Origin of the sequence: Streptomyces cyaneofuscatus, assembly GCF_000718135.1 — a bacterium.
In the GTDB taxonomy this organism is placed as follows: Bacteria; Actinomycetota; Actinomycetes; order Streptomycetales; family Streptomycetaceae; genus Streptomyces; species Streptomyces cyaneofuscatus.
This window is the reverse complement of the sequence record NZ_JOEM01000021.1, coordinates 61,302-87,833: the sequence shown is the minus strand read 5'-3', so window position 1 is coordinate 87,833 and position 26,532 is coordinate 61,302. Positions and strand designations below refer to the sequence as shown.

At 71.7% G+C, this 26,532-nt stretch carries 23 protein-coding genes; 14 read left to right on the top strand and 9 right to left on the bottom strand.

Annotated elements, in window-relative coordinates; genetic code table 11:
- Positions 1 to 146 precede the first annotated feature (146 nt).
- The 3 genes from IF17_RS0129145 to IF17_RS0129135 all read left to right on the top strand — a co-directional run bounded on the left by IF17_RS0129145 (position 147) and on the right by IF17_RS0129135 (position 3,016).
- Positions 147 to 1,652, top strand: a complete 1,506-nt coding sequence (locus tag IF17_RS0129145) for a bifunctional phosphatase PAP2/diacylglycerol kinase family protein (RefSeq protein ID WP_106980244.1) — start codon at positions 147 to 149, stop codon at positions 1,650 to 1,652.
- A 118-nt stretch (positions 1,653 to 1,770) separates the two neighbouring features.
- On the top strand, positions 1,771 to 2,580 hold the full coding sequence (locus IF17_RS0129140; RefSeq protein WP_030572116.1) for a class I SAM-dependent methyltransferase: 810 nt from the start codon (positions 1,771 to 1,773) through the stop codon (positions 2,578 to 2,580).
- An 82-nt stretch (positions 2,581 to 2,662) separates the two neighbouring features.
- The gene (locus IF17_RS0129135) at positions 2,663 to 3,016 is read left to right on the top strand and encodes a VOC family protein (protein ID WP_030572114.1); all 354 of its coding nucleotides are present in this window, start codon (positions 2,663 to 2,665) and stop codon (positions 3,014 to 3,016) included.
- 62 nt (positions 3,017 to 3,078) lie between these two features.
- Here the strand turns inward: IF17_RS0129135 and IF17_RS0129130 are convergent, their stop codons facing one another.
- The 9 genes from IF17_RS0129130 to IF17_RS0129090 all read right to left on the bottom strand — a co-directional run bounded on the left by IF17_RS0129130 (position 3,079) and on the right by IF17_RS0129090 (position 12,875).
- Positions 3,079 to 3,975 (bottom strand): arginase family protein, encoded by an 897-nt coding sequence (locus IF17_RS0129130; protein ID WP_030572111.1) that lies wholly within the window; start codon positions 3,973 to 3,975, stop codon positions 3,079 to 3,081.
- Positions 3,976 to 4,016: 41 nt separating this feature from the next.
- Positions 4,017 to 4,628: a GNAT family N-acetyltransferase gene (locus IF17_RS0129125; RefSeq protein ID WP_030572108.1), complete on the bottom strand. Its 612-nt coding sequence runs from the start codon at positions 4,626 to 4,628 to the stop codon at positions 4,017 to 4,019.
- Between the two features lie 62 nt (positions 4,629 to 4,690).
- Entirely contained in the window at positions 4,691 to 4,930 is a 240-nt protein-coding gene (locus tag IF17_RS0129120; protein ID WP_030572103.1) for a LapA family protein, read from the bottom strand.
- 107 nt (positions 4,931 to 5,037) lie between these two features.
- Positions 5,038 to 6,795 carry a CocE/NonD family hydrolase gene (locus IF17_RS0129115; protein ID WP_030572100.1) on the bottom strand — a complete coding sequence of 586 codons (1,758 nt, stop codon included), beginning with the start codon at positions 6,793 to 6,795 and terminating at the stop codon, positions 5,038 to 5,040.
- 176 nt (positions 6,796 to 6,971) lie between these two features.
- Positions 6,972 to 7,910, bottom strand: coding sequence for a S66 peptidase family protein (locus tag IF17_RS0129110; protein WP_030572097.1), 939 nt, complete (start codon positions 7,908 to 7,910; stop codon positions 6,972 to 6,974).
- A gap of 17 nt (positions 7,911 to 7,927) precedes the next feature.
- Complete coding sequence (locus IF17_RS0129105) at positions 7,928 to 9,943, bottom strand: prolyl oligopeptidase family serine peptidase (protein WP_030572095.1); 2,016 nt, start codon at positions 9,941 to 9,943, stop codon at positions 7,928 to 7,930.
- A 53-nt stretch (positions 9,944 to 9,996) separates the two neighbouring features.
- Positions 9,997 to 11,340 (bottom strand): M20/M25/M40 family metallo-hydrolase, encoded by a 1,344-nt coding sequence (locus IF17_RS0129100; protein ID WP_030572093.1) that lies wholly within the window; start codon positions 11,338 to 11,340, stop codon positions 9,997 to 9,999.
- Positions 11,333 to 12,166 (bottom strand): M55 family metallopeptidase, encoded by an 834-nt coding sequence (locus IF17_RS0129095; protein WP_030572090.1) that lies wholly within the window; start codon positions 12,164 to 12,166, stop codon positions 11,333 to 11,335. Before IF17_RS0129095 ends, IF17_RS0129100 begins: the two co-directional genes overlap by 8 nt.
- A 52-nt stretch (positions 12,167 to 12,218) precedes the next feature.
- On the bottom strand, positions 12,219 to 12,875 hold the full coding sequence (locus tag IF17_RS0129090; RefSeq protein WP_030572087.1) for a TetR/AcrR family transcriptional regulator: 657 nt from the start codon (positions 12,873 to 12,875) through the stop codon (positions 12,219 to 12,221).
- 133 nt (positions 12,876 to 13,008) lie between these two features.
- Here IF17_RS0129090 and IF17_RS0129085 point away from each other — a divergent pair, with 133 nt between their 5' ends.
- The 11 genes from IF17_RS0129085 (at position 13,009) to IF17_RS0129035 (ending at position 26,495) form a co-directional block, all read left to right on the top strand.
- A complete protein-coding gene (locus tag IF17_RS0129085; RefSeq protein WP_030572084.1) occupies positions 13,009 to 13,770 on the top strand; it encodes an SDR family NAD(P)-dependent oxidoreductase in 762 nt (253 codons plus the stop codon).
- Between the two features lie 168 nt (positions 13,771 to 13,938).
- Positions 13,939 to 15,408 (top strand): MFS transporter, encoded by a 1,470-nt coding sequence (locus IF17_RS0129080; protein WP_244890557.1) that lies wholly within the window; start codon positions 13,939 to 13,941, stop codon positions 15,406 to 15,408.
- A 109-nt stretch (positions 15,409 to 15,517) separates the two neighbouring features.
- Positions 15,518 to 17,014, top strand: a complete 1,497-nt coding sequence (locus IF17_RS0129075; RefSeq protein ID WP_030572078.1) for an FAD-dependent monooxygenase — start codon at positions 15,518 to 15,520, stop codon at positions 17,012 to 17,014.
- Positions 17,015 to 17,199: 185 nt separating this feature from the next.
- Positions 17,200 to 18,867, top strand: coding sequence for an FAD-binding oxidoreductase (locus tag IF17_RS0129070; protein WP_030572074.1), 1,668 nt, complete (start codon positions 17,200 to 17,202; stop codon positions 18,865 to 18,867).
- Positions 18,868 to 18,968: 101 nt separating this feature from the next.
- Complete coding sequence (locus tag IF17_RS0129065) at positions 18,969 to 19,424, top strand: AtaL-like protein (RefSeq protein ID WP_051884156.1); 456 nt, start codon at positions 18,969 to 18,971, stop codon at positions 19,422 to 19,424.
- A gap of 96 nt (positions 19,425 to 19,520) precedes the next feature.
- On the top strand, positions 19,521 to 21,374 hold the full coding sequence (asnB, locus tag IF17_RS0129060) for an asparagine synthase (glutamine-hydrolyzing) (RefSeq protein WP_030572068.1): 1,854 nt from the start codon (positions 19,521 to 19,523) through the stop codon (positions 21,372 to 21,374).
- A gap of 206 nt (positions 21,375 to 21,580) precedes the next feature.
- Positions 21,581 to 22,753 (top strand): 3-deoxy-7-phosphoheptulonate synthase, encoded by a 1,173-nt coding sequence (locus IF17_RS0129055; RefSeq protein ID WP_030572065.1) that lies wholly within the window; start codon positions 21,581 to 21,583, stop codon positions 22,751 to 22,753.
- A gap of 50 nt (positions 22,754 to 22,803) precedes the next feature.
- Positions 22,804 to 23,574 (top strand): 2,3-dihydro-2,3-dihydroxybenzoate dehydrogenase, encoded by a 771-nt coding sequence (locus tag IF17_RS0129050; RefSeq protein ID WP_030572062.1) that lies wholly within the window; start codon positions 22,804 to 22,806, stop codon positions 23,572 to 23,574.
- Between the two features lie 22 nt (positions 23,575 to 23,596).
- Complete coding sequence (locus IF17_RS0129045; protein ID WP_030572059.1) at positions 23,597 to 24,253, top strand: isochorismatase family protein; 657 nt, start codon at positions 23,597 to 23,599, stop codon at positions 24,251 to 24,253.
- 26 nt (positions 24,254 to 24,279) lie between these two features.
- The gene (locus IF17_RS0129040) at positions 24,280 to 26,166 is read left to right on the top strand and encodes an anthranilate synthase family protein (RefSeq protein ID WP_030572056.1); all 1,887 of its coding nucleotides are present in this window, start codon (positions 24,280 to 24,282) and stop codon (positions 26,164 to 26,166) included.
- Complete coding sequence (locus IF17_RS0129035; RefSeq protein ID WP_030572053.1) at positions 26,154 to 26,495, top strand: hypothetical protein; 342 nt, start codon at positions 26,154 to 26,156, stop codon at positions 26,493 to 26,495. The genes IF17_RS0129040 and IF17_RS0129035 overlap by 13 nt, the downstream gene beginning before the upstream one ends.
- Positions 26,496 to 26,532 lie beyond the last annotated feature (37 nt).

The window sequence follows — 26,532 nt, the reverse complement described above, 5'->3', positions numbered from 1 at the left end:
GAGGTTCGGGGCGGGCCGCCCGTCCAATTGCGCAGCCGGGCGAGCCTTGGGCCGTTGTGCCGGTGGCCGGCGCCGCGTGGTGAGGCTCTCAGCGCGCCTGCTGGTTCATCGGCGAAAGGCCGGGTATTCGCTGAGCCATGTCGCCCATGTCGTCACCGAACAGATCATCCGCCTCCCCTGCCGTCGGCCGTATGCGGAACTGGCTGCAAGGACGGGATCTCGCCGTCTTCCACAGCGTGGCGGGCCGGCACTGGCCGGGCGCCGACCCCCTGCTGCCCCAGCTGAGCCGGAGCGCCAACCACGGGCTGCTCTGGTTCGGGACGGCGGTCGGTATCGCGGCCCTCGGCACCAGCGCCCGGTCCCGCCGGGCCGCGCTGCGGGGGGTCGCGTCGCTGGCCGTGGCCTCGGCGGCGATCAACACCGTCGGCAAGGGCGCGGTCCGGCGGCAGCGGCCGATACTCGATCAGGTGCCGGTCATGCGGCAGCTGAAGCGGCAGCCGATCACCACGTCCTTCCCCTCCGGCCACGCGGCCTCCGCCGCGGCCTTCGCCACCGGGGTCGCCCTGGAGTCGAAGGGCTGGGGCGCGGTCGTCGCTCCCGTGGCGGTGGCGGTGGCCGCCTCACGCGTCTACACGGGGGTCCACTATCCGAGCGATGTCCTGGCCGGGGCCGCCCTCGGCGTAGGAGCCGCGTTCGCCCTGCGCGGGGTCGTCCCCACCCGGGGACAGCTCCCGGCACCCGGCCGCCCGCCCGGGGAGGCGCCCGCGCTGCCCGGCGGCAAAGGGCTCGTGGTGGTGGTGAACCAGGCATCCGGTACGGCCACGGCGACCGCGGCGATGGTGCGCGAGGCGCTGCCGCAGGCGGAGGTCGTCGAGTGCGCGCCCGCCGACCTGTCCGGCGCCATGGAGAAGGCGGCGGGCCGGGGCCAGGCCCTGGGGGTCTGCGGCGGCGACGGCACGGTGAACCTGGCGGCCTCCGTCGCGGCGACGCACGGGATGCCGCTGGCCGTCTTCCCTGGCGGGACCCTCAACCACTTCGCCTACGACCTGGGCATCGAGACGGTCCAGGAAGCGGCGGCGGCGCTCACGGCGGGCGATGCCATACGGGTCGACCTGGGCAGGTTCCGCCCCGGCCCGAACGGGCCCGAGGGGGCGGACGGCTACTTCCTCAACGCCTTCAGCATGGGCGCCTATCCGGAGCTCGTACGGACCCGGGAGCACTGGTCGCCCCGGATCGGCGGCTGGCCGGCCGGGGTGCTCGCCGCCCTCCACGTACTGCGCGGCCAGCGCCCTCTGGAAGCCGAACTCCAGGGCCGCAGGCGCCCGTTGTGGCTGCTCTTCGTCGGCAACGGCCTCTTCCAGCGGGTCGGCCCGGCGCCCGGGCGGCGCCACAACCTGGCGGACGGACTGCTGGACGTGCGGGTGGTGCACGGCGGCCGGGGTCCGGGTCTGCGGATGCTGGCGGCGGCGGTGGCCGGACCCCTGACCCGCTCCCCCGCGCACGCGGCGGTGCGGCGTCGCCGGGTGCGGATCGCCGGGCTGGCGCCGGGGACTCCGTACGCGTACGACGGTGAAGTGGCCCACTCCGGAACCGAGTTGCTGATCGACAAGCTGCCGGAGGCACTGACGGTCTACTGCCCGATGTCCGTGTAGCGACCGCGCCCGCCGCTCCTACCCCCTGTCCGCATCTCAAGACACCCATCTCAGCATCCGACATGGCGGCGTACGGTGGTCGCAGCGCGCAACCGCCGTACCGAGAGAGGACGCCGTCATGCCGAAAGAGACCGCCGTATACACCCACGGCCACCATGAGTCGGTGCTGCGCTCGCACCGCTGGCGGACCGCAGCCAACTCGGCGGGCTACCTGCTCGGTGAACTCCGGCCCGGCATGGCGGTCCTGGATGTCGGATGCGGTCCGGGCACCATCACCGCGGACGTGGCCGCGCTGGTCGCGCCGGGGCGGGTGACCGCCGTCGACACCGGCCCCGGCATCCTGGAGCAGGCGGCCGCGGTGGCGGCCGAACGCGGGCTGGACAACGTGGAGTTCGCGGTTGCCGATGTCCACGCCCTGGACTTCCCCGACGACTCCTTCGACGTCGTCCATGCCCACCAGGTCCTCCAGCATGTGGGCGACCCGGTCCAGGCGCTGCGCGAGATGCGGCGCGTCTGCCGGCCCGGCGGGGTGGTCGCGGCGCGCGACAGCGACTACGCGGCGATGGCCTGGTACCCCGAGACACCGGGGCTCGCGGAGTGGCAGGAGGTGTACCGCCGGGTGGCCCGCGCCAACGGCGGCGAGCCGGACGCCGGGCGGATGCTGGTCTCCTGGGCGCGGCAGGCCGGGTTCACCGACATCACCCCGACCGCCGCCGCCTGGTGTTTCGCCACCCCGGAGACCCGCGCCTGGTGGAGCGGGCTGTGGGCGGACCGTACGACGGCCTCGGTCTACGCCGAACTGGCGGTCCGGGGCGGCCATGCGAGCACCGACCAGCTGACGGCCATCGCGGCCACGTGGCGCGGCTGGGGCGAGGAGGCCGACGGCTGGTTCATGGTGCCGCACGGCGAGGTGCTCTGCCGGGGGTGAGCCGGATTCCGGCGGACTGCGGCGGGCCGGATCGGACCCGAATCGATCACACGCGCGGCGGGCGCCAACTACCCTCGTACGCATGGAGATCCTCGGAACCACGCTGCGTATCTGCGTCGACGACCTGGAGTCCTCGGTCGCCTTCTACCAGGGGCTGACCGGCACCCCGGCCCAGCGCTTCGAGCGCGGCGGGGTGTCGGTCGCCGCGATCGGCTGCTTCCTGCTGATGAGCGGGCCCGAGTCGGAGCTGGAGGTGCTGCGGAAGGTGAGTGCGACCATCGCCGTGAAGGACGTCGACGAGGCGAACGCGGCGCTGACCCGGGCGGGCGCCCGGATCGTGGCGGGGCCGGTGCCGACCCCGGCGGGCCGCAATCTGATCGCGCTGCACCCGGACGGCTCGGTCTTCGAGTACGTGGACCGGAACGTGGCGGTCTGACCTACCGGCCCGGGGCAACCGCCTCAGGCCGGTGCGTCAGGCCGGGGCCTCAGGCCGGGGCTTCAGGCCGGGGCCAGCGCTCCGACGACCAGGTCGGCGAGCAGGGCGCCCGCGGTGCCGTCGGGGTCGAGGTCGGGGTCGTAGATGGTGACGTTGAGCCCGACGCAGCGCGGCGATGAGACCAACGTCCGCAGCAGCGGCGCGAGTTCGTCGGGCAGCAGCCCGCCGTCGTCGGGACTGTCGACGGCGGGCATGACGCTCGGGTCGAGGACGTCGGCGTCCAGGTGGACCCAGTAGCCGTCGAGTGCGGGGGTCTCCAGGCTCTCCACGGTGGCCCGGGCCAGCTCGGCGGCGCCCCACTCGCGGATCTGGCCGACGGTCGCGTGAGGGATCTTCAGCGCGGCCAGTTCGGCCTGGTCCTCGTCCTCGTCCCGCATGCCGAAGAGGCGGACGTCCTCGTCCTTGAGGTAGGGCCGGAGCCCTTCGAGGTCGCTGAGGTCCGCCTGGCCGCGCCCGGTGGCGATGGCCAGTTCCTCGCCGCCCGCGGCCCCGACGTGGTCGCTGTTGCCCAGGTACCGGAAGTCGGCGGACCCGTCGACTGCGGCGAGCCCGTACCGGCCGAGGCGGCGCAGGGCGAGGGCGGCGCCGAGCTGGATGGAGCAGTCTCCGCCGAGGACCAGGGCGAACTCCCCCGCCCGTACGTGTCCTTCGATGCGGTCGGCGAGGGTGCGGGTGTACCGGGCGATGGCGGCGGCGTTGAAGACCCCGTCGCCCGCCTGCCAGTCGCCTCGGTCGTAGCGGGGCGGGACCACGACCCCGCCTTCCAGCGCGCCGATGCGCTGCACGATCCGCTGCTCGCGCAGGGCTCCTGCCAGCTTGTAGCAGCCGGGGACGGTGCCGGGGGCGGGGGGCCGCAGGCCCAGGTTGGAGGGGGCGTCGAGGACCACGATGGTACGCATGCGGTCCATCCTCGCCGCCGTTCCGCACGCCCTCAAGGGGGTTACGCGGCTGGGGCGGCCGGTGCCGTGATCGCCCAGCGTTCGTGGTCGCGCCAGGCGCCGTCGATGTGGAGGAAGTCGGGCGAGAACCCCTCCAGTCGGAATCCGGCCCGCCGGACCAGGGCGATGGAGGCCGCGTTGCCGGGCTGGATGTTGGCCTCCAGGCGGTGCAGGCCGAGCGGTCCGAAGGCCAGGTCCATGACGAGACCGAGCGCCTCGCCCATCAGGCCGCGCCCGGCCGCGTGGGCGAAGGCGCCGTAACCGAGGGCGCCGCAGCGGAAGCCGCCGAGGACGATGTTGTTGATGTTGATGAACCCGGCGATAGCCCCGGCGACCGCCCCGTCCGGACGCCCCTCGCCCACCTCACCCACCTCGCCGCGCTCGCAGACGAGGAACCCCTCCCGGGCCGGGTCCCGGGCGAGGGTGTCGGCGTACGCGGCGTAGGTGTCGGTCCGCTCCGGCGGGAACAGCCAGGGGCGGTGGTGGGCGCGGCTCTCCCGGGCGCGGGCCGTGAACTCCGCCGCGTCGGCCTCGGTGAAGCGGCGCAGGGCCGTTCGCGGGCCTTCGGCGAGGTACGGGGCGGTCGGGGTCGGGTGACCATTCGGATCGGGCATCGTCCCAGCGTACGACGGGTACGGGCGGCCGGCGGAGGGACGCTCCCGTCGGCCCCCGGGCGTCACTTGCCCTTGCGGCGGAACAGGTAGCCGCCGCAGACCAGCCCGATCAGGAACATCGCGAGCAGGGCCAGCCACAGCGGCATGGTCACTTCGGGGACGATCACCCGGATGGTGACCTTCTGGGTGTTCACGCAGACGAACACGATGACCAGGGCGACCAGCACCGCGACGGCGATGCGCCCCGGGGTCCACAGCCCGGCGCCACGCCTGCCGTCGCTCGTCACGTCCTTGGGACTCATGGTCCGGTCCTTCCGCCTCCGCCCCCCGGGGTTCCCAGCATGGAGCGTCGCCGGGCCCGGAGGGCGGTGATGTTCGGCCGTTCGGGTGAACGCGGGAAGGGCGGCCGTCAGCCGGCCGGGACCACCGGGAGCTCCAGCACGCCCGTGTCCTCGGGGGCGCTGACCACGGTGACGGGCTTGATGCCCCGGTTGCCGAAGTACGCGGTGTCGCTGGCGGCGATCAGGAACTCCAGGCGGTGCCCCTTCTCGTACCGGTGGACGATGCCGGGCAGCTCCACCGTGAAGGGCCGCGTGACATCGGGGACCCTGACCGGCGAGACGAGGCGGTTCACCAGCTTCCTGGTGCCGTCGGGGGCCACGTCGTACACCTTGGCGAAGAGGACCAGCTTGTCGGAGGCGTCCCCGCTGTTCTGGACCCGCTCCGCCTTCGGCGACACGACCTTCAGGGTGGCCTTCGGGGCGCCGACCACATCGAGGGGTGCGGTGAGCGGGGCGCTGCGCCAGCCGAGGTAGGTGCCCTTGGTGTCGTACGGCTTCGGGTCGGGCAGTCCGATCAGCGGGGCGATCGAGCTCTCCGAATGGCTCGTCGGCACGAGCCAGTTGGTGTACTGGCGGCTGCCGCGGGCCACCTTGGAGCGGTTGTCGACGAGCTTGCCGTCGCCGGAGAGGTACATCTTCTGCGACAGGGCGGGCAGTTCGGCCGCCGTGCCGTAGCCGTCCTGCCAGGAGCGGTAGTAGGCGAACTCGGGTCCGGTGTCGGTGTCCGTCTTCTTCTGGAGGTACCGGTCGAACCAGGCGAGCACCCGCCGGCCGACGTAGCTGGTCTCCAGATTGCCTTGGCTCAGGTCGAGTTCGCCGGGGACCTGCCCGCCGCTGTGGCCCCAGGACTGCCAGATCATCTTGGCAGTGGTGCCCTGCGCCTTGAGGGTCTTGTAGGTGGCGGTGGCTTCGTTGAGGTTGAAGAGGCTGTCGGCCTGGCCCTGGACGATCAGGGTGGGGGCCTTGACCCGGTCGAGGTAGGAGACGGGCGAGACGCTGCGCGCGTAGGCGAGCATCGCCTCGGTCTTGTCGGCGGGGTAGCGGCCGGAGTTGAGGAGGCGGATGGTCTCGCAGGCCTGGGCGGCGAAGTGCAGGCAGTCCAGCCGGTTGAAGCGGGAGGGGTCCAGGCTCGGGTTGAGGAGCGGCTGGCCCTCGCCGATCAGGTAGAACCCGTTGGTCCACTGCCACTTGAAGACTCCGGGGGTGTCGGAGGTGACGCCGCTGCGTGCCCCGGTGTTGGTGGGGGCGAGCGCGTAGGAGAGGTCGTTCCAGGTGATGAGGGGGACGAGGGCGTCGACGCGGGGGTCGGTGGAGGCGGTGGCGAGCTGGATGGCGCCGCCGTAGGAGCCGCCGATCATGCCGACGCGCGGGTCGCCCTCGCCGTCCTGGACGACGTAGTCCGCGCGGGTGCCGTCGTCGGCCGCCCGGGCGCCGCCGAGGAAGTCGAGGAGCCCGCTCGCGGCCTTTCCGTCGATGGCGGGGTCGTCCAGGGTGATCAGGCAGCCGGACCTGCCGAAGCCGAGGCCGGAGTAGACGAGGCCGACATAGCCCCGGGCGGCGACGGCCTTGCCGATGGCGTCGGTGGACCCGTCGGACTTGGAGCCGCCGAAGCCGTTGGTGGCGAGGACGGCGGGGGCGGGGCTCTCCGCGTCGACACCGGCGGGGCGGTAGAGATCGGCGTCGACCACGCAGGAGCGGCCGCCCGCCTGGACGGTGAACTTCAGCGGGGTGACGGTGTACGGGGCGGCTTCGGCGTGGGCCGGGCCGGAGAGCACGAGGGGGGCGGCGAGGGCAGCGCCCGCGACCGCGACGAGCGGGTGGCGCAAGCGGAGAACAGCACCTGACACGAAGACCTCCACACCGAGGACACCTTACCGACCGGTAAGTATTGGGCCGCGCTCATGCTGTGACACGTGTCATAGCCGTGTCAACGCTCAGGACAGCGGTTGTTGACGGACCTTCACATAAGGATGCCCGGGGAGAGGACCTGACGTGCCCGGGCTTAGAGGAGCGCGGGGGTCTGGACGGTCAGCGTGCAACGGCCGCCGTCCGCAGGGGCGTCGAGCACCGCGGGCACCCCCAGCGGGACCGTCAGCGCGGTCGGTCCGTGACCGAACCCCAGCTCCTCGATCACGGGTATCCCCAGCGGGCCGAACCGGTCGGCCAGCACCGCGCGGATCTTCTCGTACGGTCCGCACTCCTGCCAGGAGCCGCAGACCACCCCGGACAGTCCCTCCAGGGCGCCGGAGCGCAGCAGCCGGGTGAGGATGCTGTCGAGGCGGTAGGGCTCCTCCCCGGTGTCCTCGATGACGAGCAGGCCGTCCCGGGCGCCGGTCCGGGCGTGCGGGGTGCCTACGGTGGCGGCGAGCAGGCTGACACAGCCCCCGTACAGGATGCCCCGGGCCTGCCCGGGCACCAGGGCGGCGGCCGTGTCCAGGCCGATGGTCAGGACCGTCTCCGGCTCGAAGAGGGTGGCGCGCAGGTGTTCCCGGGTGGCCGCGTCCTTCAGGAACGCCTCGGTGGCGACCATCGGGCCGTGCAGGGTGGCGCATCCGGCCCGCAGGGCGAACGCCTCGTGCAGCACGGTGATGTCGCTGTAGCCGACGAACGCCTTGGGCCCGGCCGCCCGGATCGCCGCCCAGTCGAGCAGGTCCACCATCCGGTGCGCGCCGTACCCGCCCCGGGCACAGAACACGGCGTCCACGGACGGATCGCACCAGGCCGCCTGGAGATCGGCCGCCCGGTCCGCGTCGGTCCCCGCCAGGTAATCCAACTCCGGGTGGACGTCGAGGACATGGGGGAACACGAGGGGTTGCAGGCCCCAGCCGCGCAGCACCCCGAGCCCCGCCTCCAGCCGGTCGGCGGGGACGGGGCCGCTGGGAGCGACGACGGCGACCCGCGCGCCCGGGCGCAGCCGGGACGGACGGGCCAAGGCGGCCATCTGCGAAGGAACCACGGTCACTTCTTCAGCTCCAGCGGCTCCACATCGCTCCGGTCGATACCGAATGTCTGTACGTAGAGGGAGAGTTCGGCCTCCAGCGCCCGGATCAGGGTCTCCGCCCGCCGGAACCCGTGCCCCTCCCCCTCGAAGGAGATGTACGCGTGCGGCACGCCCCGCCCCGCGACGGCCGCCAGGAACCGTTCGGACTGGGCGGGAGGGCAGACCTGGTCGTCCAGCCCCTGGAGCAGCAGGAACGGCGCGGTGAGCCGGTCGGTGCCGTTGATCGGCGCGCGTTCGCGGTAGCGCTCGGGCACCTCGGCGGCGGGTCCGATCAGGGACTCCAGATACTGCGACTCGAAGTCGTGCGTTCCCTCCGTCGACCAGCCCTCCAGGTCCAGGACCGGGTAGAGGATCGTGCCGCAGGCGTAGCGGTCGGTGGAGACGAGCGAGGCCGCAGTGGTCCAGCCGCCCGCGCTGCCGCCCCGGACCGCGAGCCGGCGGGGGTCGGCCGCGCCCTCGGCGACCAGGGCGTCGGCGACGGCCGCGCAGTCCGCGACGTCGACGACTCCCCACTGTTCGCGGAGCCGTTCGCGGTAGCGGCGGCCGTAGCCGGTGGAGCCGCCGTAGTTGACGACGGCGACCCCGATGCCGCGTGAGGTGAAGTAGGCGAGCTCCAGGTCGAGGACGAGCGGTGCGTGGCCGGTGGGCCCGCCGTGCGCCGTGACGAGGTACGGGGGCAGTTCGCCCTCGGGCCCGGTGCGTTCGGGGCTGTGCGGCGGGTAGATGTGGGCGTGGATCTCGCGGCCGTCGGGGCCCGTGAACGTCCGGTCCTGGGGTGCGGGGAGGTAGGCCGGGTCGACGGCGTCGTGGTGGGCCGATCCGATGACGCGGGTGCGTCCGGTCGCCGTGTCCAGCTCCACGACCTCGTAGCCGGTGCGGGGGCTCGCCGCGACGCCGACGACCCGGCTGCCGTGCACGGCGAGGGTGTCGGCCCAGGTGGTCCAGTGCCCGGGGACGTCGGCGAGTTCGCCGGTCTCCGGGTCGAGGATGCCGAGCCGCTGGGAGCCCCGCCCGTGCAGGACGGCGACGAGCCCGTTCTCCAGCGGGTGGAACCACCGCAGCCCGATCTTCCACAGCGGCCCGCCGAACTCCTCGCCCCGGGGCGGCAGAAGCCGGCTGCTGGGCACCGCTCCCCCGGCGACGGCGTCGGGGCGGATGCGCTGGAGCTCCCACCAGCCGGCGAGGTCGGAGACGAACAGGAGGCTGCCGTCGCGGTCCCACTCGATCTGGCACACCGACTCGTCGACATCGCCCACCAGGGGCCGTACACCGGTGAATTCACCGGCCTCGGTGATCTCCGCCAGCATCACCACCGTGCCGTCCCACGGCATCCGGGGGTGGTCCCAGGCGATCCAGGCGGCCCGCCGCCCGTCGTGCGAGACACGGGGGCCGGTGACGAACCGGTGGCTGCCGTCGGAGAGTTCCCGTACGGCGGAGCGGTCCTCGGCGGCGGAGCCGTCCAGCGGTACGGCGGCGATCACCCGGCGTACGTCGGTGGGCCCGGGTCCGGTGAACTCCTCCAGCACGCACCACACTTCGCCCTGCTCGCCCCGGTCCAGGTGGACCTGCGGGTCCACCCAGCGCAGCCCGCCGCCGACGTCCGAGAGCGGGGTGAGCGGCCGGGGCGCGTCCGGCCCGTCGGGGGCGTAGGCGTACAGCCGCTGGTCCGGGAAGTGGACGAAGACGACGAGCGGCCCGCCCTCCTCGCGCACCGCACCGGCCCAGGGCTGTCCGCCGTACTCGATCACCCGGCTGCGCGGGTTCCACGGGGCGGGCAGCACGGGCTCCGTGGTGCCGTCCGGGCGGCGGCGCACCAGGGCGCGGCGGCCGCCCTCGGCCGGGCGCGGCTCGGTCCACCACACCTCGTCGCCGACGGTGGAGAGGTGGTCGGGGCGGCCGTCGTGCGAGGCGGCGAGGGCCGCGTCGATCGGCGACGGCCAGGAGCCGTACGGGGCTTCGGGCACGGTGTTCACGGTGGAGGTCCCCCCAGGGTCCGGTCGAACGTTACGGGTCAGGACACTGCTGGTCAGGCGGTGCGCAGGTAGTGGTCGAGGACGCGGACGCCGAAGTGGAGGGCGTCGACGGGGACGCGCTCGTCGACGCCGTGGAAGAGCGCCTGGTAGTCGAAGCCCGGGGGCAGCTTGAGCGGCGAGAAGCCGTAGCCGGTGATGCCGAGCTTGGCGAACTGCTTGGCGTCGGTGCCGCCCGACATGCAGTACGGGACGGTGTGCGCGCCCGGGTCGAACGTCTCGACGGCGGCGCGGAGTTTGGCGTACGTGGGTGAGTCGACCGGGGCCTGGAGGGACTGCTCGCGGTGGTAGAACTCCCAGGAGACGAGAGGGCCGGTGAGGCGGTCCAGGGTCTCGTGGAACTCGTCCTCGCCGCCGGGGACGAAGCGTCCGTCGATGAAGGCGGTGGCGTGGCCCGGGATGACGTTGACCTTGTAACCGGCGCCCAGCATCGTCGGGTTGCTGCTGTTGCGGATGGTGTTCTGGACGAGCGTGGCGGCCGGGCCGAGCTTGGCGAGGAGCTGCGGGACGTCGAAGCCGGGGTCGTCCAGGTCGACGGAGATGCCGTGCAGAGCTGCGATCTCGGTGATGGCGGCGTGGACGGTCGGGGTGAGGCGGACGGGCCACTCGTGCTCGCCGATCCGGGCGACGGCGGCGGCGACGGCGGTCACCGCGTTCTCCCGGTTGACCTTGGAGCCGTGTCCGGCCCGGCCCTCGGCGGTCAGCTTCAGCCAGCCGGTGCCGCGCTCGCCCGCCGCGATCGGGTAGAGCGACAGGCCCTGCCCGGCGTGGAAGGTGAACGCCCCGGACTCGCTGATCCCTTCCGTACACCCCTCGAAGAGCTCCGGGTGCCGGTCGGCGAGGAAGCCGGAGCCGTCGACGGCGCTGTCCTCCTCGTCGGCGGTGTAGGCGATGACGATGTCGCGCGGGGGCCGGAACCCTTCGCGGGCCCAGCCCCGTACGACGGCGAGGATCATCGCGTCCATGTTCTTCATGTCGACGGCCCCGCGCCCCCACACCACCCCGTCCCGGACCTCGCCCGAGAAGGGGTGCACGGTCCAGTCGGCGGGCTCGGCGGGCACCACGTCCAGGTGACCGTGGACGAGCAGCGCGTCGGCGGACGGGTCGGTGCCGGGGATCCGGGCGACCACGTTGGTCCGGCCGGGGGTGCGCTCCAGCATCACCGGTTCGAGACCGGCCGCGGCCAGCCGCTCGGCGGTGTACTCGGCGGCCGGGCGCTCCCGGCAGTCGCCGCCGCCCCGGTTGGTGGTGTCGATCCGGATCAGTTCGGACGTGAACGTGACCACTTCGTCGAGGGCCTGCTCGTCCACGGGGCCGAGCGGGCCGGGGGCGTCAGCCATATTGTTCCTCCACAGCGGCCGACACGATCGTCGTCACCGCCTTGAACGTGCGAATACCTTCGTACATCGTCGCGCTGGTGTAGGCGACGCGCCTCTCACCGCTCGGCGCCACGCCGGGCACCACGGTCGCCGCGGCCGCCAGATGCTCGGCGTCGAACTCCAGCTCCACGGTGTACGTCCCGCCGGTGACGGGGGCCTGACGGCCGGCGAGCGCGGTGGCCTCCCGCGCGGCGGTGCGGATGTCCGCCGCCGTACGGGCGGGGGTGCGGCACACCGCCGCGTACCGCGATACGTAGTCCTTGACGGCGACCTTGCGGGCCTCGGGGGCGTAGCCCTCGGCGTCCACGCAGGTGAGGTCGTCGCCGGTGACCAGGACGACGGGGACGCCGTACTCGGCGGCGACGTGCGCGTTGAGCAGTCCCTCGCTCGCGCGGGCCCCGTTGAGCCAGACGCCGGTGATGGAGTTGGCGAGGTAGGTGTGGGCGAGGACCCCTTCCGTACCGGCTCCCGTGTGGTAGCCGACGAAGGCGACCGCGTCCACGTCCCCGTGCTGGATGCCCTCCACCATGGAGAGCGACTTGTGCCGGCCGGTGAGCATCTGGACGCGGTCGTCCAGCTGCTCCAGGAGCAGGTTCCGCATCGACCAGTGGGCCTCGTTGATGAGGACCTCGTCGGCGCCGCCGTCGTGGAAGCCGAGGGCGGCCGCGTTCACGTCGGAGGTGAACATCGGCCGGCAGCGCTCCCACTGCGGGGTGCCCGGCAGCACGTCGGCCGGCCAGGTCACTCCGGTGGCGCCCTCCATGTCGGCGCTGATGAGGATCTTCATGCCGCCACACCGTACGCCCCGGCGGCGCGCCGGGCGAGAGCGGGTGCCCTTGTCACCCCTCCGGTTCGCCGAAGGTCCCTCCGGTGGGCTCTGCGACGGAGGCGGAGGGAGCGGCCAGGGCGTCCCAGGCGGCCATCGCGCCGGCCACCGTCTGCTGGAGTCCGGGCAGGGCGACGCCGTCGCGGGACTGGATGGACAGACCGTTGAGCACGGCGCTGTAGAACAGCGCGATGGCCGGTGCGTCCGCGTCGGGCCGTACGTCACCGTCCTTGATGCCCCGGTCCACCCGCTGACGGATCAGGTCCCGGACCTCCGCGCGCATCCGGGCGAGGTGCACGGCGACCGAGGAGTTCTCCCGTACGGGTATGGGGGCGGCGAGCACCGTGAGGCAGCCCGCCGGGGTGGCCGGGTCGGCGTAGGCGGCGGCGTTCTCCTGGAGCATCACGGTCACGGCCTCGCGGGCGGTGGACTGCTCGTCGAGGGCGCGGCGGGTGTACCGGCCCTCGGTCGCCGTGTAGAGGGTGACGGCCTCCTTGAACAGCTTCTCCTTGGATCCGTAGGCCGCGTAGATGCTGGGCGAGTTGATGCCCATGGCGGCGGTCAGATCGCTCATCGAGGTGGCCTGGTAGCCGCGTTCCCAGAACACCCCGAGCGCCTTGCGCAGTGCTTCGTCGCGGTCGAAGGCGCGTGGTCTGCCTCTGCCTGCCATGCCCGGCCACCTTTCTGTGTCGTGCATCAAATATATCCCTTGACCTGCCGAAGAGGCCCGTGCATTATTTATGTGTCAGGCGGCACAGAAACATCGGTGCTCCGCCCTCCCCTTTTGCGTCAGGAGACTTCGCATGTCCGCAACGTTCCACGGCAAGGTCGCGCTCGTCACCGGAGCCGGCTCCGGCATCGGCCGCCGCAGCGCCCGTGCCTTCGCCGAGCGCGGCGCCACGGTCGTCGTCGCCGACCTCAACGCCGAGAACGCCGCGCACACCGTCAAGCTGATCGAGCAGGAGGGTGGCACCGCGAGCGCCGTCACGGTCGACGTGACCGACGCCGACTCCGTGCGCGCGGCGGTCGACGCCACGGTCGCCCGCCACGGCGGCCTGCACATCGCCCACAACAACGCCGGCATCTTCGCCGCGCTCGGCCCCGCCGGCGACATCGACGAGAAGCAGTGGCACACCCAGCTCGCCGTCAACCTCACCGGCGTCATGCTGTCCATGAAGTACGAGATCCAGCACATGCGCGAGCACGGCGGCGGCGTCATCGTGAACGCCGCCTCCAACATCGGCTACCACCTGCGCTACCCCGGCACCGGCGCGTACGCGGCCTCCAAGGCCGCCGTGTCGACCCTCACCCGGGCCGCCGCGCTCGACCACATCAAGGACGGCATCCGCATCAACGCGGTCAGCCCCGGCGCCTCCAACACCCCGATGACCTTCATGCCCGGCGAGAGCGAGGCCGACCGCGCGGCCCGGCTGAACGGCACCATCCCGCTCGGCCGCATCGCCGAGACCGACGAGATCGTCGCCTCCGTGCTCTGGCTGGCCTCGGACGAGTCCAGCTTCGTCGTCGGCCACGACCTGGTGACCGACGGCGGGGCCAGCGCCTGAGCCGTACGGCTCCGCCCGCCCCTGCTCCGCAGCTGAGGCCGGCTCCGTCCCGTGGCCGCCTCGACGCCGTACACCGTCCCGGCCCGCCGTTCCTGGCGGGCCGGGACGGCCGTGTCCACCCGACCGACGGGCCGGTAACCACACCGCCCCCTCAGAGCAAGGCGTTCGATGCCTGTCGCAGACGATTCCCTCTCCGCCACCAGCACGGTTGCCCCGCCTCCCTCACCGGGCCGTTCGCAAGAGGCGTTCGTGCTGCTGGCCGCCGTCCAGGTGGTCCTGGTGCTGGCGATCACCATGCTGTCGGTGGCCCTGCCCACGATCAGGACCGAACTGGGCCTCTCCGTCGCCCAGCTGACGCTGATCAGCGCGGCCTACGGGCTGTCCTTCGGCGGTCTGCTGCTCCTCGGCGGCCGCATCGCCGACCTGTACGGACGCCGCCGCGTCTTCGTCGCCGGCACCGCGCTGTTCGGCCTGGCCTCCGCCGTCGGCGGTTTCGCCCCGGACGTGACGACCCTGCTGACGGCCCGCCTCGTCCAGGGCGCCGGCGCCGCCTTCGCCGCCCCCGCCGCGATGGCACTCGCCGTCTCGCTCCACCAGGCACCGCGGGCCCGCGCCCGGGCCATGGGCATCTGGGGTGCGCTCGCGCCCCTGGGCGCCGCGGTCGGCACGCTCGTCTCCGGGGCCGCGATCGTGTGGTTCTCCTGGCGCTGGACCTTCCTCGTCCCCACCCTGGTCGCGGTGGTCGCCGTACTGCTGGCGCCCCGGGTGCTGCCCCGCGACGCCGGCGCACCGGTCGGCGGCAAGGTCGACGTCCTCGGCGCCGTCCTGGCCACGGCCGGGCTCTCCCTGCTCAGTTACGGCCTGGTCCACGCGGCCGAGACCGCCTGGACCTCGGCCGCCGTGACGGTCCCGAGCGTGCTCGGCGTCGTCCTGCTCGCCGCCTTCGCGCTCGTCGAACGGCGGGCCGCCGACCCGCTGCTCCCCCCGGGCTTCCTCGTGTCGCGGCGCCGGGCGACCGCGCTGTGGGCGGTGCTCATCGCCTCGGCCGGCACGGCGACCATGTTCTTCCTGCTCTCCCTCTACTTCCAGCAGGTGGCGGACCTCTCCCCGCTGCGCACATCGGCGGCGTTCCTGCCGTTCACCGTGGTCCTGCTGGCCGTCGGACCGCTCGGCGGCCGCCTGGTCGCCCGGTTCGGCTCCCGGACGGTCATCGCCGCCGGGCTGCTGCTGGCCGCCGCCGGTCTCCTGCTGCTCGGCCGCCTCACCGACCACAGCCCGTACGCGGGCCCGGTGCTCGCCGGACTGCTGCTGCTGCCGGCCGGCATCGCCCTGGTCTTCTCCGCCGCCACCATCACCATGCTCAACGACGTACCGCCGGAGCAGTCGGGTCTGGCCGGGGGTGTCGTCAACACCGCGCTGGAGACCGGACCGACGATCGGCCTCGCCGTACTGGCCTCACTGGCCGCCTCGCACACCGCCGGCCTCACCGGCGGGGCCACCGCCCGTACCGCGGCGGAGGCATCGGGCTACGCCTTCGCCTTCACCACCGCGGGCGTCGTCTTCGCGGTCTCCGCACTGGCGGCCGTGCTGCTCCTGCGCGGGCAGAGCAGGCACGACCTTCCCGCCGACCGTGCGTGAGCCGGCGCCGGGGAAGAAGCAGCCGGCACCTCCCGCGGTCCCGATGACCGGCGGTCCGTCACACCACGCGCGTCCGGCGTCAGCGACGCCCGTCGAAAGGGGAACGAAGATGGTCCGGGACACCGATGTCGCGGTGGTGGGCGGAGGCCCCGTGGGCATGCTGCTCGCGGCGGAGCTGGCCCTGCACGGGGTACGCACCACGGTGCTGGAGCGGCTGCCCGCACCGACCGGTGAGTCGAAGGCCGGAACCCTGCACGCCCGTACCGCGCAGACGCTGAACCGGCGCGGCCTGCTGGAGGCCGTCCAGCCCGGCCCGCACCGGGCGTCGGCCCACCCCCACCGGCAGGTGCCCTTCCACTTCGGAGGCATCTTCGGCCTGGACCTCGCCCCGGTGGTGGAGGAGTTCCCCGCCATGCTGGGCAGCCCGCAGGCGTACGCGGAGAACGTCTTCGCCCGGCGCGCGCAGCAGCTCGGCGCGGAGATCCGGCGGGGCCAGGACGTCACGGCCGTCGAGGACACGGGCGACGAGGTCAGGCTGACGGTGCGCGGCGTTGACGGCGAGTCGGTGCTGCGCGCGGGCTGGGTGGTGGGCTGCGACGGGGTGCGCAGCACCGTACGGAAACAGGCGGGCATCCCGTTCTCCGGGACGCTGCCGACGATCTCCTGCCTGATGGGCGAGGTGGAGCTGGCGGAGCCGCACCGGGTACCGGCCGGCTGGCAGCGTACGGAACGCGGCTGGACCATCTTCTGGGTCAACCCGTACGGGCGCAGCCGGATCGGGACGTACGACTTCCGCGGCCCGCACCCCGACCGGCACTCCCCGGTCACGCTGGAGGAGTTGCGGGGGGAGGCGGAGCGGATCACCGGCGAGCGCGTGGCGATGTCCGACCCGAAGTGGCTGACGCGGTTCAGCGATGCGGCGCTCCAGGCGGAGGAGTACCGCCGGGGCCGGATCCTGGTGGCCGGGGACGCCGCGCATGTGCATTTCCCCGCCGGGGGCCAGGGGCTGAACACGGGTCTGCAGGACGCGGTCAACCTCGGCTGGAAGCTGGCCGCCGAGGTGAACGGCTGGGCGCCCGCAGGGCTGCTGGACACGTATCACAGCGAGCGGCACCCGGTCGCTGCCGAGGTGCTGTACAACGTGCGGGCCCAGGTGGCGCTGATGAACCCGGACCCCTCGGCCGACGCGCTGAGGCAGCTCTTCGGCGAGCTCATGGGGATGAAGGAGGTCAACGCGTACCTCGCCGGGATGGTGAGCGGTACCCGGACCGTCTACGGCGTGGGGCGGCCCGACGACCCGATGGCCGGCCGGTTCGTCCATGACCTGCGCCTCAAGACCGAGCGGGGCCCGGTCCCCCTGGCCTCGCTGCTGCACACGGGGCGCGGCCTCCTGCTCGACACGGCGGGGCGTCCGGATCTGCGTGAGGTGGCGCGTCCGTGGGCGGAGCGGGTGGATGTGGTCTCCGCCGCCGCCGAGGGCGAGGAGCTTCCCGCGGAGGCGGTGCTGCTGCGGCCGGACGGTTACGCGGCGTGGAGCGCTCAGGGCGGGACTGCTGATGCGCGGGACCTCGAAACCGCGCTGCTGCGCTGGTTCGGAACGGTTTAGGAGAGCGGCACCCCGTCGATTTCGACGACTTGACTAAGTATCCGGTCGAGGTTGGCCGCCCCTTCGGGGGCGGCTGCAATATGAGCGTGCGTTCTCACCCGGAGAACGGAGAGTTCACGGCCCGTCGCCCCCCCACTTAACAGACTGCGCTCGTGCACGAAACCGCTCTTTCTCAAAGGATCAGCATGAAGTCTGTCAAGCGACGTGTCGTTCTTTCCAGTGCCGCAACCGTCGCGGCCGGAGCGGGAATTGCGGCGGCGACCGGTATCACCCGGGCACCGAACGCCGCCGCGGCGTCCGCCGCCGCCACCTTCAACGCGGTGACCATCAAGCCGGCCGACATCCAGTATCCGGAACTTACCAGCGGAATGAACCAGCGCTGGGTCAGCGCCCCCGACTACATTCGGGTCGTTTCCACCACCGAGCAGGTGGTCGCCGCGGTTCAGGAGGCGGTGGACGCGGGGAAGCGGATATCGATCCAGGGCGGCGGCCACTGCTACACGGACTTCGTGCACAATCCCGAAGTCAAGGTCGTCATCAACATGACGGAGATGAGCGAGGTCTATTTCGACACGGCGCGCAACGCGTACGCCGTGGAGGCCGGCGCCACGCTCACCGAGCTCTACGAGACGCTGTTCAAGGTCTACGGGGTCACCGTTCCCGGTGGCATGTGCTTCTCCGTCGGCGTGGGCGGCCATGTGAGCGGCGGCGGCTACGGCCTGCTGTCCCGCAAGCTCGGTACGATCATCGACTACCTGCACGCGGTCGAGGTCGTCACCGTGAACGCCGCCGGCAAGGCCCAGGCCGTGATCGCGACGCGCGCCGACAGCGACCCCAACCGCGACCTGTGGTGGGCCCACACCGGCGGCGGAGGCGGCAACTTCGGCGTCGTCACCCGCTACTGGTTCCGCGACCCGAAGCCGACCAACAGCCGCCTGGCGGTGCTGCCCAAGCCGCCGAAGACGGTCCTGGTCAACGCGGTGTCGATCCCCTGGAGCCAGCTCGACAAGGCCGGCTTCACCCGGCTGATCAAGAACTACGGCGCCTGGCACGAGGCGAACATGTCGCCCACCTCGCCCAACAAGGGCCTGTGCAGCTTCCTGCTGGCCAACCACAAGGTCAACGGGAACATCGGTCTGCTCACCGTCGTCGACGGCACGGAGCCGAACGCCGAGAAGATGCTCCAGGACTATCTGGCGGCCATCACCGCAGGCGTCGGTGCCACGGCCCGGCCGGTGACCGAGCCCATCGGCGAGCACAGCGCCATGCCGGACCTCTTCCACCCCGTACGGCTGCCGTGGTTCACCGCGGTCCGGCTGCTGGGCACGAGCAACCCGACTCTGACCAACCCGACCCTGCGCGGCGAGTACAAGTCGGCGTACATGAAGAAGAACTTCACGGACGCACAGGTCGGCTCCATGTGGACGCACCTGACGCGCACGGACTACGTCAACGACCAGGCGCTCATGGTGCTGCTGTCCTACGGCGGGCAGATCAACGCCGTCGCGCCGGACGCCACCGCCTCGGCGCAGCGCGACTCCGCCTTCAAGGTGCTCTTCGAGACGTTCTGGTCGGACGCCGCGGAGGACGCCAAGCACATCGGCTGGTGCCGTGACATCTACACCACCGTCTTCTCCTCGACCGGCGGCTACCCGGTGCCGGGGGCGCAGACCGACGGCTGCTACATCAACTACCCGGACGCCGACATCCGCAACCCGCAGGTGAACCAGTCCGGGGTGGCCTGGTCGACGCTCTACTACAAGGCCAACTACCCGCGTCTGCGGCAGATCAAGGCCAAGTACGACCCGAAGAACATCTTCCGGCACTCGCAGTCGATCGAACTGCCCGTCTGACGGCGCCGGCCGCTCGACCCTCGCATCCCGGGAAGGCCCGGTGCCGGCGCTGCGCGCGAGCACCGGGCCTTCCCCCTTTCTCCGACCTTGAGGAAATCACCATGACCACACTCAGCTGGACCGTTCCGATGTACCTGCCGGAAACCCCGTCGGGAATACAGGTGAACAACGAGGAACTGTGGCACGCCATGGTCCATAAAGCGCAGGACCCCGCGAAGTACGTGCCGTACATCACAGGCTGCGAAGTCCTTGAGGAGTACGCGGACGGCCTGCTCCGGGAAATCACCTACGCGGATGGCAGGAAGGTCAGCGAGCGCGTCGTCTACGAGCCGCCCACACGGATGACGTTCCAGACGCACAACGATCCCGATGTCGCGGAAATCGTCAATGAGATCGGCACGGACGGCGACGGCCGGCCGACGTTCACGCTGCGGTTGACCTTGACCGGCGACGGCCAGCTCAAGGGGCAGAAGGATCCGGAGTTCCTGCCGCACATCTCGAAGACGTTCTCCAGCTCGCTGCTGCCCATCGTCCACGGCGCGATAAACGGAACCTGACGTATTCCCCTGAGCGGCATTGCCGCATCCGTCCCCCGGGACGGATAGTCACAGACGTCTCGACATTACGCGTTCTCAGCGAGAGGAAACCCCTTTATGTGCGGCCTGGCCGGATGGGTGAGTTACGGGCGTGACCTCCGGGAATACACCCGGACCGCGTCGACCATGACGGAAACCATGGTGTGCCGTGGCCCGGACGCCGGCGGCCTGTGGAGCTCGCAGCACGCCGTTCTCGGCCACCGCCGCCTCTCGATCATCGATCTGGAGGGCGGCCGGCAGCCGATGGCCGTCGCCGAGGGCTCCGACGACCTGCCCGTCATCACGTACACCGGCGAGGTGTACAACTTCCAGGAACTCCGGGAGGAACTGCGCGGGCTGGGACACGAGTTCCGCACGTCGAGCGATACCGAGGTCGTCCTGCGCGCCTACCTCCAGTGGGGTGCCGGCTTCGCCGAACGGCTCAACGGCATCTACGCCTTCGCCATCTGGGACCCGCGCTCCGAGGAACTGCTGCTGGTCCGCGACCGGATGGGCGTCAAGCCGCTCTACTACCACCCCACCGAGGACGGGGTGATCTTCGGCTCCGAGCTCAAGGCGATCCTCGCCCACGAGGACGTCGAGGCGGTCATCGACGGCGAGGGCCTCCGGGAGATCTTCTCGATCGTCAAGACGCCCGGACACGGGGTGCTCAAGGGCATGTACGAGGTCCTGCCCGCCACCGTCATGCGGTTCACCAAGGACGGCTCCTCCTCCCACCGTTACTGGGAACTGACGGCCCGGGAGCACACCGACGACCTCGACACGACCATCGACACGGTCCGCGAGCTGCTCGAAGACATCGTGGACCGCCAGCTGATCGCGGACGTCACGGTCGGCACCCTGCTCTCCGGCGGCCTCGACTCCAGCGCCATCACGGCGATCGCCGCCAAGGCGCTGGCGGAGAAGGGCGTCACCGAGCCGATCCGGGCCTTCTCCGTCAACTTCACCGGCCACGAGGAGCGGTTCGAGGCGAACGTCCAGTGGGCCGACCCGGACACCCCGTACGCCATCGAGGTCGCCGAGCACGTCGGGGCCGAACACATCATCGTCGAGCTCGACAGCAACGACGTCCTCAACGACGAGGTACGTCAGCAGGTGCTGCGCGCCCAGGACCTCCCGGTGTCCACCGGTGACATGGAGTATTCGCTGCTGCTGCTGTGCCGCGCGCTGAAGGAGCGTATGACGGTCGCCCTGTCCGGCGAGGCCGCCGACGAACTCTTCGGCGGGTACACCTGGTTCCACGACGAGGAGGCCGTCTCGCTCGACAGCTTCCCCTGGCACCACCCGTTCGAGAAGGCCGGCGGCATCGGCGCGCTGCACGACATCGGCCTGTGGGACCGGCTCGGGCTGACCGAGTACATCAAGCAGCGCTACACCGAGGCCCTCCAGCAGGTTCCCCGGCTGGCCGGGGAGACGGGGCACGAGGCCCGGATGCGTGAGCTGACCTTCCTGAACCTCACCCGCTGGGAGAACTTCCTGCTGGACCGCAAGGACCGCATCAGCATGGCCGCGAGCCTGGAGGTGCGCGTCCCCTTCACCGACCACCGGCTGGTGGAGTACGTCTACAACACCCCGTGGGCGATGAAGAACTTCGACGGCCGCGAGAAGAGCCTGCTGCGGGCCGCCATGCGGGGCGTCCTGCCCGACTCGGTCCTGGACCGCAAGAAGAACCCGTACCCCTCCACCCAGGACCTCACCTACGAGCTGGAGCTGCGCAAGCGCGTCGAGGCCATCATCACCGAGGGCGCCCCCGTCCTCGGCCTGGTCGGCGAGGCGGACATCCGCAGGCTGCTCGACCGCCCCGAGGGGGCCTACGCCGTCGGGGGCCCCTGGAGCGCCCGCGCCGTCCTGGAGCGCCTGGTCGAGTTCAACACCTGGGTCAGCGACTACGACGTGACGGTCGAGCTGTAACGCTCCGGCCGGCCGCCCCGTCCGGCGGGCCTTCCTGATCGTCCCCGCCGCCGGCGGCGACCGGGAGGGCCCGCGGGCTCCTGCTGTACGCCCCTTTCCGTGCCCTGCACACCAGACGCACCGACCGTGCTCATCGCCTCGCATCACGCCTCACCGCGCCCGCCCGCCGCCGGACCCCGTTCCGGCACGCCCTGCTGAGGGAACCGATGATTGACATTCAGTCCTCCATCCGATCCATACCCGCGCTGCAGCAGCCCGACTGGAGCGCCCATCCACGTCTCGGGGACGTACAGGCAGACCTCGAACGGATGCCGGCCCTGGTGGATGCCGAGGCGGTACGCCGTCTGCGCTCCCTGCTCGCGGAGGCCGCCGCGGGTCATCTCCAGGTGATCCAGACCGGTGACTGCGCCGAGGACCCGGCCGAGGCCACCCCCGAGGACGTCACGCGCAAGAGCGCGCTGCTGGACCTCCTGGCCGGGGCGATGAAGCTCGCCTCGGGGAACTCGGTCGTACGGGTGGGGCGGCTGGCCGGCCAGTTCGGCAAGCCCCGATCGTCCCCGACCGAGCTGGTGGACGGCGTCGAACTGCCGGTCTACCGCGGCCACATGGTCAACCGTCCGGAGCCCGACGCGGAGCTGCGCCGCCCCGATCCTCGGCATCTGCTGACCGGCTACCGGGCCGCCAGCGACATCATGCACTACCTCGGCTGGCGCGGCACCGCGAGCCGCTCGGTGCTCGACGTCCCCGTCTGGACCAGCCATGAGGCACTGCTGCTCGACTACGAACTGCCGCTGCTGCGCCGCGAACCCGACGGCTCCCTGCTGCTGACCTCGACCCACTGGCCGTGGGTCGGCGAGCGCACCCGGCAGCTGGACGGCGCCCACATCGCGCTGCTCGCCGCCGTCTCCAACCCCGTCGCGGTCAAGGTCGGGCCGTCCATGACGCCGGAGACGCTGCTCGCCCTGTGCGACCGTCTCGACGCCCGGCGGCACCCCGGCCGGCTCACGCTCATCGCGCGGATGGGCGCCGACAACGTGGCCGAGAGGCTGCCCGCCCTGGTCCGTGCGGTCCACGAGGCCGGCCACCCGGTGCTCTGGCTGTCGGACCCGATGCACGGCAACACCGTCACCAGCCCCGACGGTCTCAAGACCCGCATGGTGTCGACGGTGGTGCGGGAGGTCGAGAACTTCCAGAACGCCGTGTGCGCGAACGGCGGTGTCGCCGCCGGTCTCCACCTGGAGACCACCCCGGAGAAGGTCACCGAGTGCGTCCTGGACGCCTCCGAGCTCCGCCGGGTCGGCGACAAGTACCTCAGCTTCTGCGATCCCCGTCTCAATCCCCAGCAGGCCATCGAGGTCGTCTCGGCGTGGCGGGGCTGAGTCCGGACCTGTCCGGCGACACGCATCCATCACTTGTAGGAGGTACGCACGTGGAAGGCAGAGTTGCCCTGGTCACCGGGGCGGCCGGCGGCATCGGCGAGGCGGTCGTCCGGCTGCTGGCGGACCGCGGGGTGAAGGTCGCCGCCGTGGACCTGGTCCCCGAACGGCTGGCGGAGTCCGTGGACAAGCTGCGGGCCGACGGGCTGGACGTGACGGGCTTCCCGGCCGATGTCACCTCCAGCGCCGAGGTGGAGGCCCTGGTGGAGCGGGTCGAACGCGACCTGGGCCCGGTGGACTATCTCGTCAACGCCGCGGGCGTGCTCCGCCTGGGCGCGGCACGGGACCTCACCGACCAGGACTGGACGGCCACCCTGGCGGTGAACACCAACGGCGTCTTCTTCACCTCCCGCGCCCTCGTCAACCGCATGATTCCCCGCCGGCGCGGCGCCATCGTGACCGTCGCCTCGAACGCGGCGGGCACCGCGCGTACGGAGATGGCCGCCTACGCGGCGTCCAAGGCGGCGGCGACCGCCTTCACCAAGTGCCTCGGTCTCGAGGTCGCCCAGTACAACATCCGCTGCAACCTGGTCGCTCCCGGATCGACCGACACACCCATGCTGCGCGGGATGCACACCGCGCAGACCGCGGCCAAGGCCTCCGTCGCGGGCAATCCCGACGCCTACCGGGTCGGCATTCCGCTGGGCAAGGTCGCCCGTCCCGAGGACGTGGCGCAGGCCGTGCTGTTCCTCCTGTCCGACCAGGCGGGCCACATCACCATGCACGACATGACCGTGGACGGCGGAGCCACCCTCGGTGTCTGACCACGAAAGGACCCCCAGCCCCATGCCCGGCATACCCCCTGTCGACCCCTACCCCATGCCCGAAGCCGCGGATCTGCCGGTCAACACGGTGGACTGGCAGGTGGACCCCGGGCGGGCGGTGCTGCTGCTGCACGACATGCAGGAGTTCTTCCTCCGGCCGTTCCCGCGCACCGCCGCGCCGGGGGCCACGCTGGTGGACAACGCCGTGCTGCTGCGCGAGCGGTGTGCCGCGCTGGGCGTCCCGGTCGCCTACACCGCGCAGCCCGGCGGGATGACCCCGCAGGAGCGCGGCCTGCTGAAGGACTTCTGGGGGCCCGGGATGCGTCCCACCCCCGAGCACAAGCGGGTCGTGGCCCCCCTGGAGCCCGCCGAGGGCGACTGGGTCTTCACCAAGTGGCGCTACAGCGCCTTCTTCAAGTCCGATCTGCTGGAGCGCATGCGGTCCCACGGCCGTGACCAGCTCATCATCTCCGGCGTCTACGCCCACGTCGGTGTGCTGATGACCGCGGTCGACGCGTTCACGAACGACATCCAGCCGTTCCTGGTGGCCGACGCGGTCGCCGACTTCTCGGCGGACTACCACCGCCTCGCCCTCGACTACGCGGCGCAGCGCGCCGCCCGGGTCGTCACCACCAAGTCCGTCCTGGTCGAACTCGATACGAACGAGTCAGCACGTTGAGTACGGCCTCGGTGAAAGGAACCCCCATGGCCAGTCCGGACACCGTGTCCGATGTCCTGTCGCGGATCCTCGACGGCTCCGCGGGCGCGTTCGCCCTTCTGCACCGGCCCGAGTCGGCCGGACCCGACGTCCTGGAGCTGCTCCGGGGGGATGTGGAACGGGCCGCACGCCTCGCCGACCTGCCTCTGGACGAGGACTCGGCACCTGGTCAGGAGTTGCTCGCCCTCATCCCGTACCAGCAGATCACCGAGCGGGGTTACGCCGCGCACACCGACGACGCGCCCCTGCTGGCGATGAGGGTGCGTGAGCAGACCGTCCTGCCGCTCGGCGAGACCCTGCCGTTGCTGCCCAATGATCCGGTCAAGCTTGCCGACGGCCATTTCGACGTGGGTGACGACGCCTATGCCGACATCGTGCGACGGGTGATCGCGGACGAGATCGGCACCGGTGAGGGCGCCAACTTCGTCATCAAGCGCTCCTTCACCGCGCAGCTGCCCGGTTTCGGTCCGCGCGCGGCGCTGTCGTTCTTCCGCCGGCTTCTGGAGCGGGAGGCCGGGGCGTACTGGACCTTCCTCGTCCATACCGGCGACCGGACGTTCATCGGCGCCACCCCGGAGCGGCACATCAGCCTCCACGACGGTACGGCGGTGATGAATCCGATCAGCGGGACCTACCGCTATCCCGCGAACGGGCCGACGCTCGACGGCGTACTGAAGTTCCTGGACGACCAGAAGGAAGCCGACGAGCTGTACATGGTCGTCGACGAGGAACTGAAGATGATGGGCCGGCTCTGCCCCGCGGGGGGCCGGGTGGCGGGCCCGTACCTCAAGGAAATGGCACACCTGGCCCACACGGAGTACTTCATCGAGGGCCGTACGGAGAGGGACGTGCGCGAGATCCTGCGCGAAACGCTCTTCGCGCCGACCGTGACCGGCTCGCCGCTGGAGAGCGCGGCCAAGGTGATCAGCCGTTACGAGCCCACCGGCCGGGGCTACTACAGCGGGGTCGTGGCGCTGATCGGGCGCGATGCCTCGGGCGGGCGCACCCTGGACTCCTCGATCCTGATCCGGACCGCCGAGATCGACGGTGCCGGGCAGATGAAGATCGGCGTCGGCGCGACGCTGGTACGCCACTCCGACCCGGTCTCCGAAGTGCACGAGACCCGCGCCAAGGCGGCCGGGCTGCTGGCCGCCCTGGGTGAGCAGGAGTCCAGCCGGTTCGGGGCGCACCCGGCCGTGCTCGAAGCCCTCGGCGAGCGCAACGGCACCATCGCCGACTTCTGGCTCAAGGACGCCGTGGACCGGGACCGGGTGACGAGCGCCCTGGCCGGGCGCAGCGTGCTGGTGATCGACGCCGAGGACACCTTCACCTCGATGATCGCCCACCAGGTCCGCTCGCTGGGCTGCGAGGTGACGGTACGCCGCTTCGACGAGCCGTACGACGTCGACGGCTACGACCTCCTCATCATGGGGCCGGGGCCGGGAGATCCGCGGGAGACCAGCCATCCGAAGATCGCGCATCTGCGGGCGGCGGTCGCCCAGGTGCTGGACGAGGGGCGGCCGTTCCTCGCCGTGTGCCTGAGCCACCAGGTGCTGAGCACCCTGCTCGGTCTGCCGCTGGTGCGGCGGCTGGTCCCGAACCAGGGGGCCCAGCACGAGATCGACCTGTTCGGCCGGCGTGAGCGGGTGGGCTTCTACAACGCCTACGCCGCCCGCGCCGAACAGGACAGCTTCGAGCATCCGGTGCACGGGCGCATCGAGGTCAGCCGCAGCAGCGCGACCGGTGAGGTGCACGCCCTGCGCGCCGAACGCTTCGCGTCCATGCAGTTCCACGCCGAATCCGTGCTGACCCAGAACGGTCTGCGGATCTTCGGCACCCTGCTCGAATCCCTGGCGGCGTCATGCGTGCGGTGATCGTGTGGTGGGACCTGGCGGCGTCCGGGCAGACCATCGAGTCGCTGCGCCACTTCCTCCGGGACGAGGCGGTGGAGAGGTTCTCGAAGATCCCCGGCCTGCGGCTGAAGTTCTGGATCTCGGACGCGGACACCGGGCGCTGGGGTGCGGTGCTGCTGTGGGAGTCGGCCGAGGCCGCGTCCCGGCCGCTGCCGTCCCGGGCCGCCGAGCTCATCGGCTATCCGCCCACCGAGCGCCACGCCTTCGACGTGGAGGCCACCGCGGAGGGCGCCTTCACGCTCGCCGCCCTGGCCGGACGGGGCCTGGCCCTCGACCAGGCCCCGGGCTGACCCGCCGAGAGGCCGGACCGGTCGTATCCGACGGAGG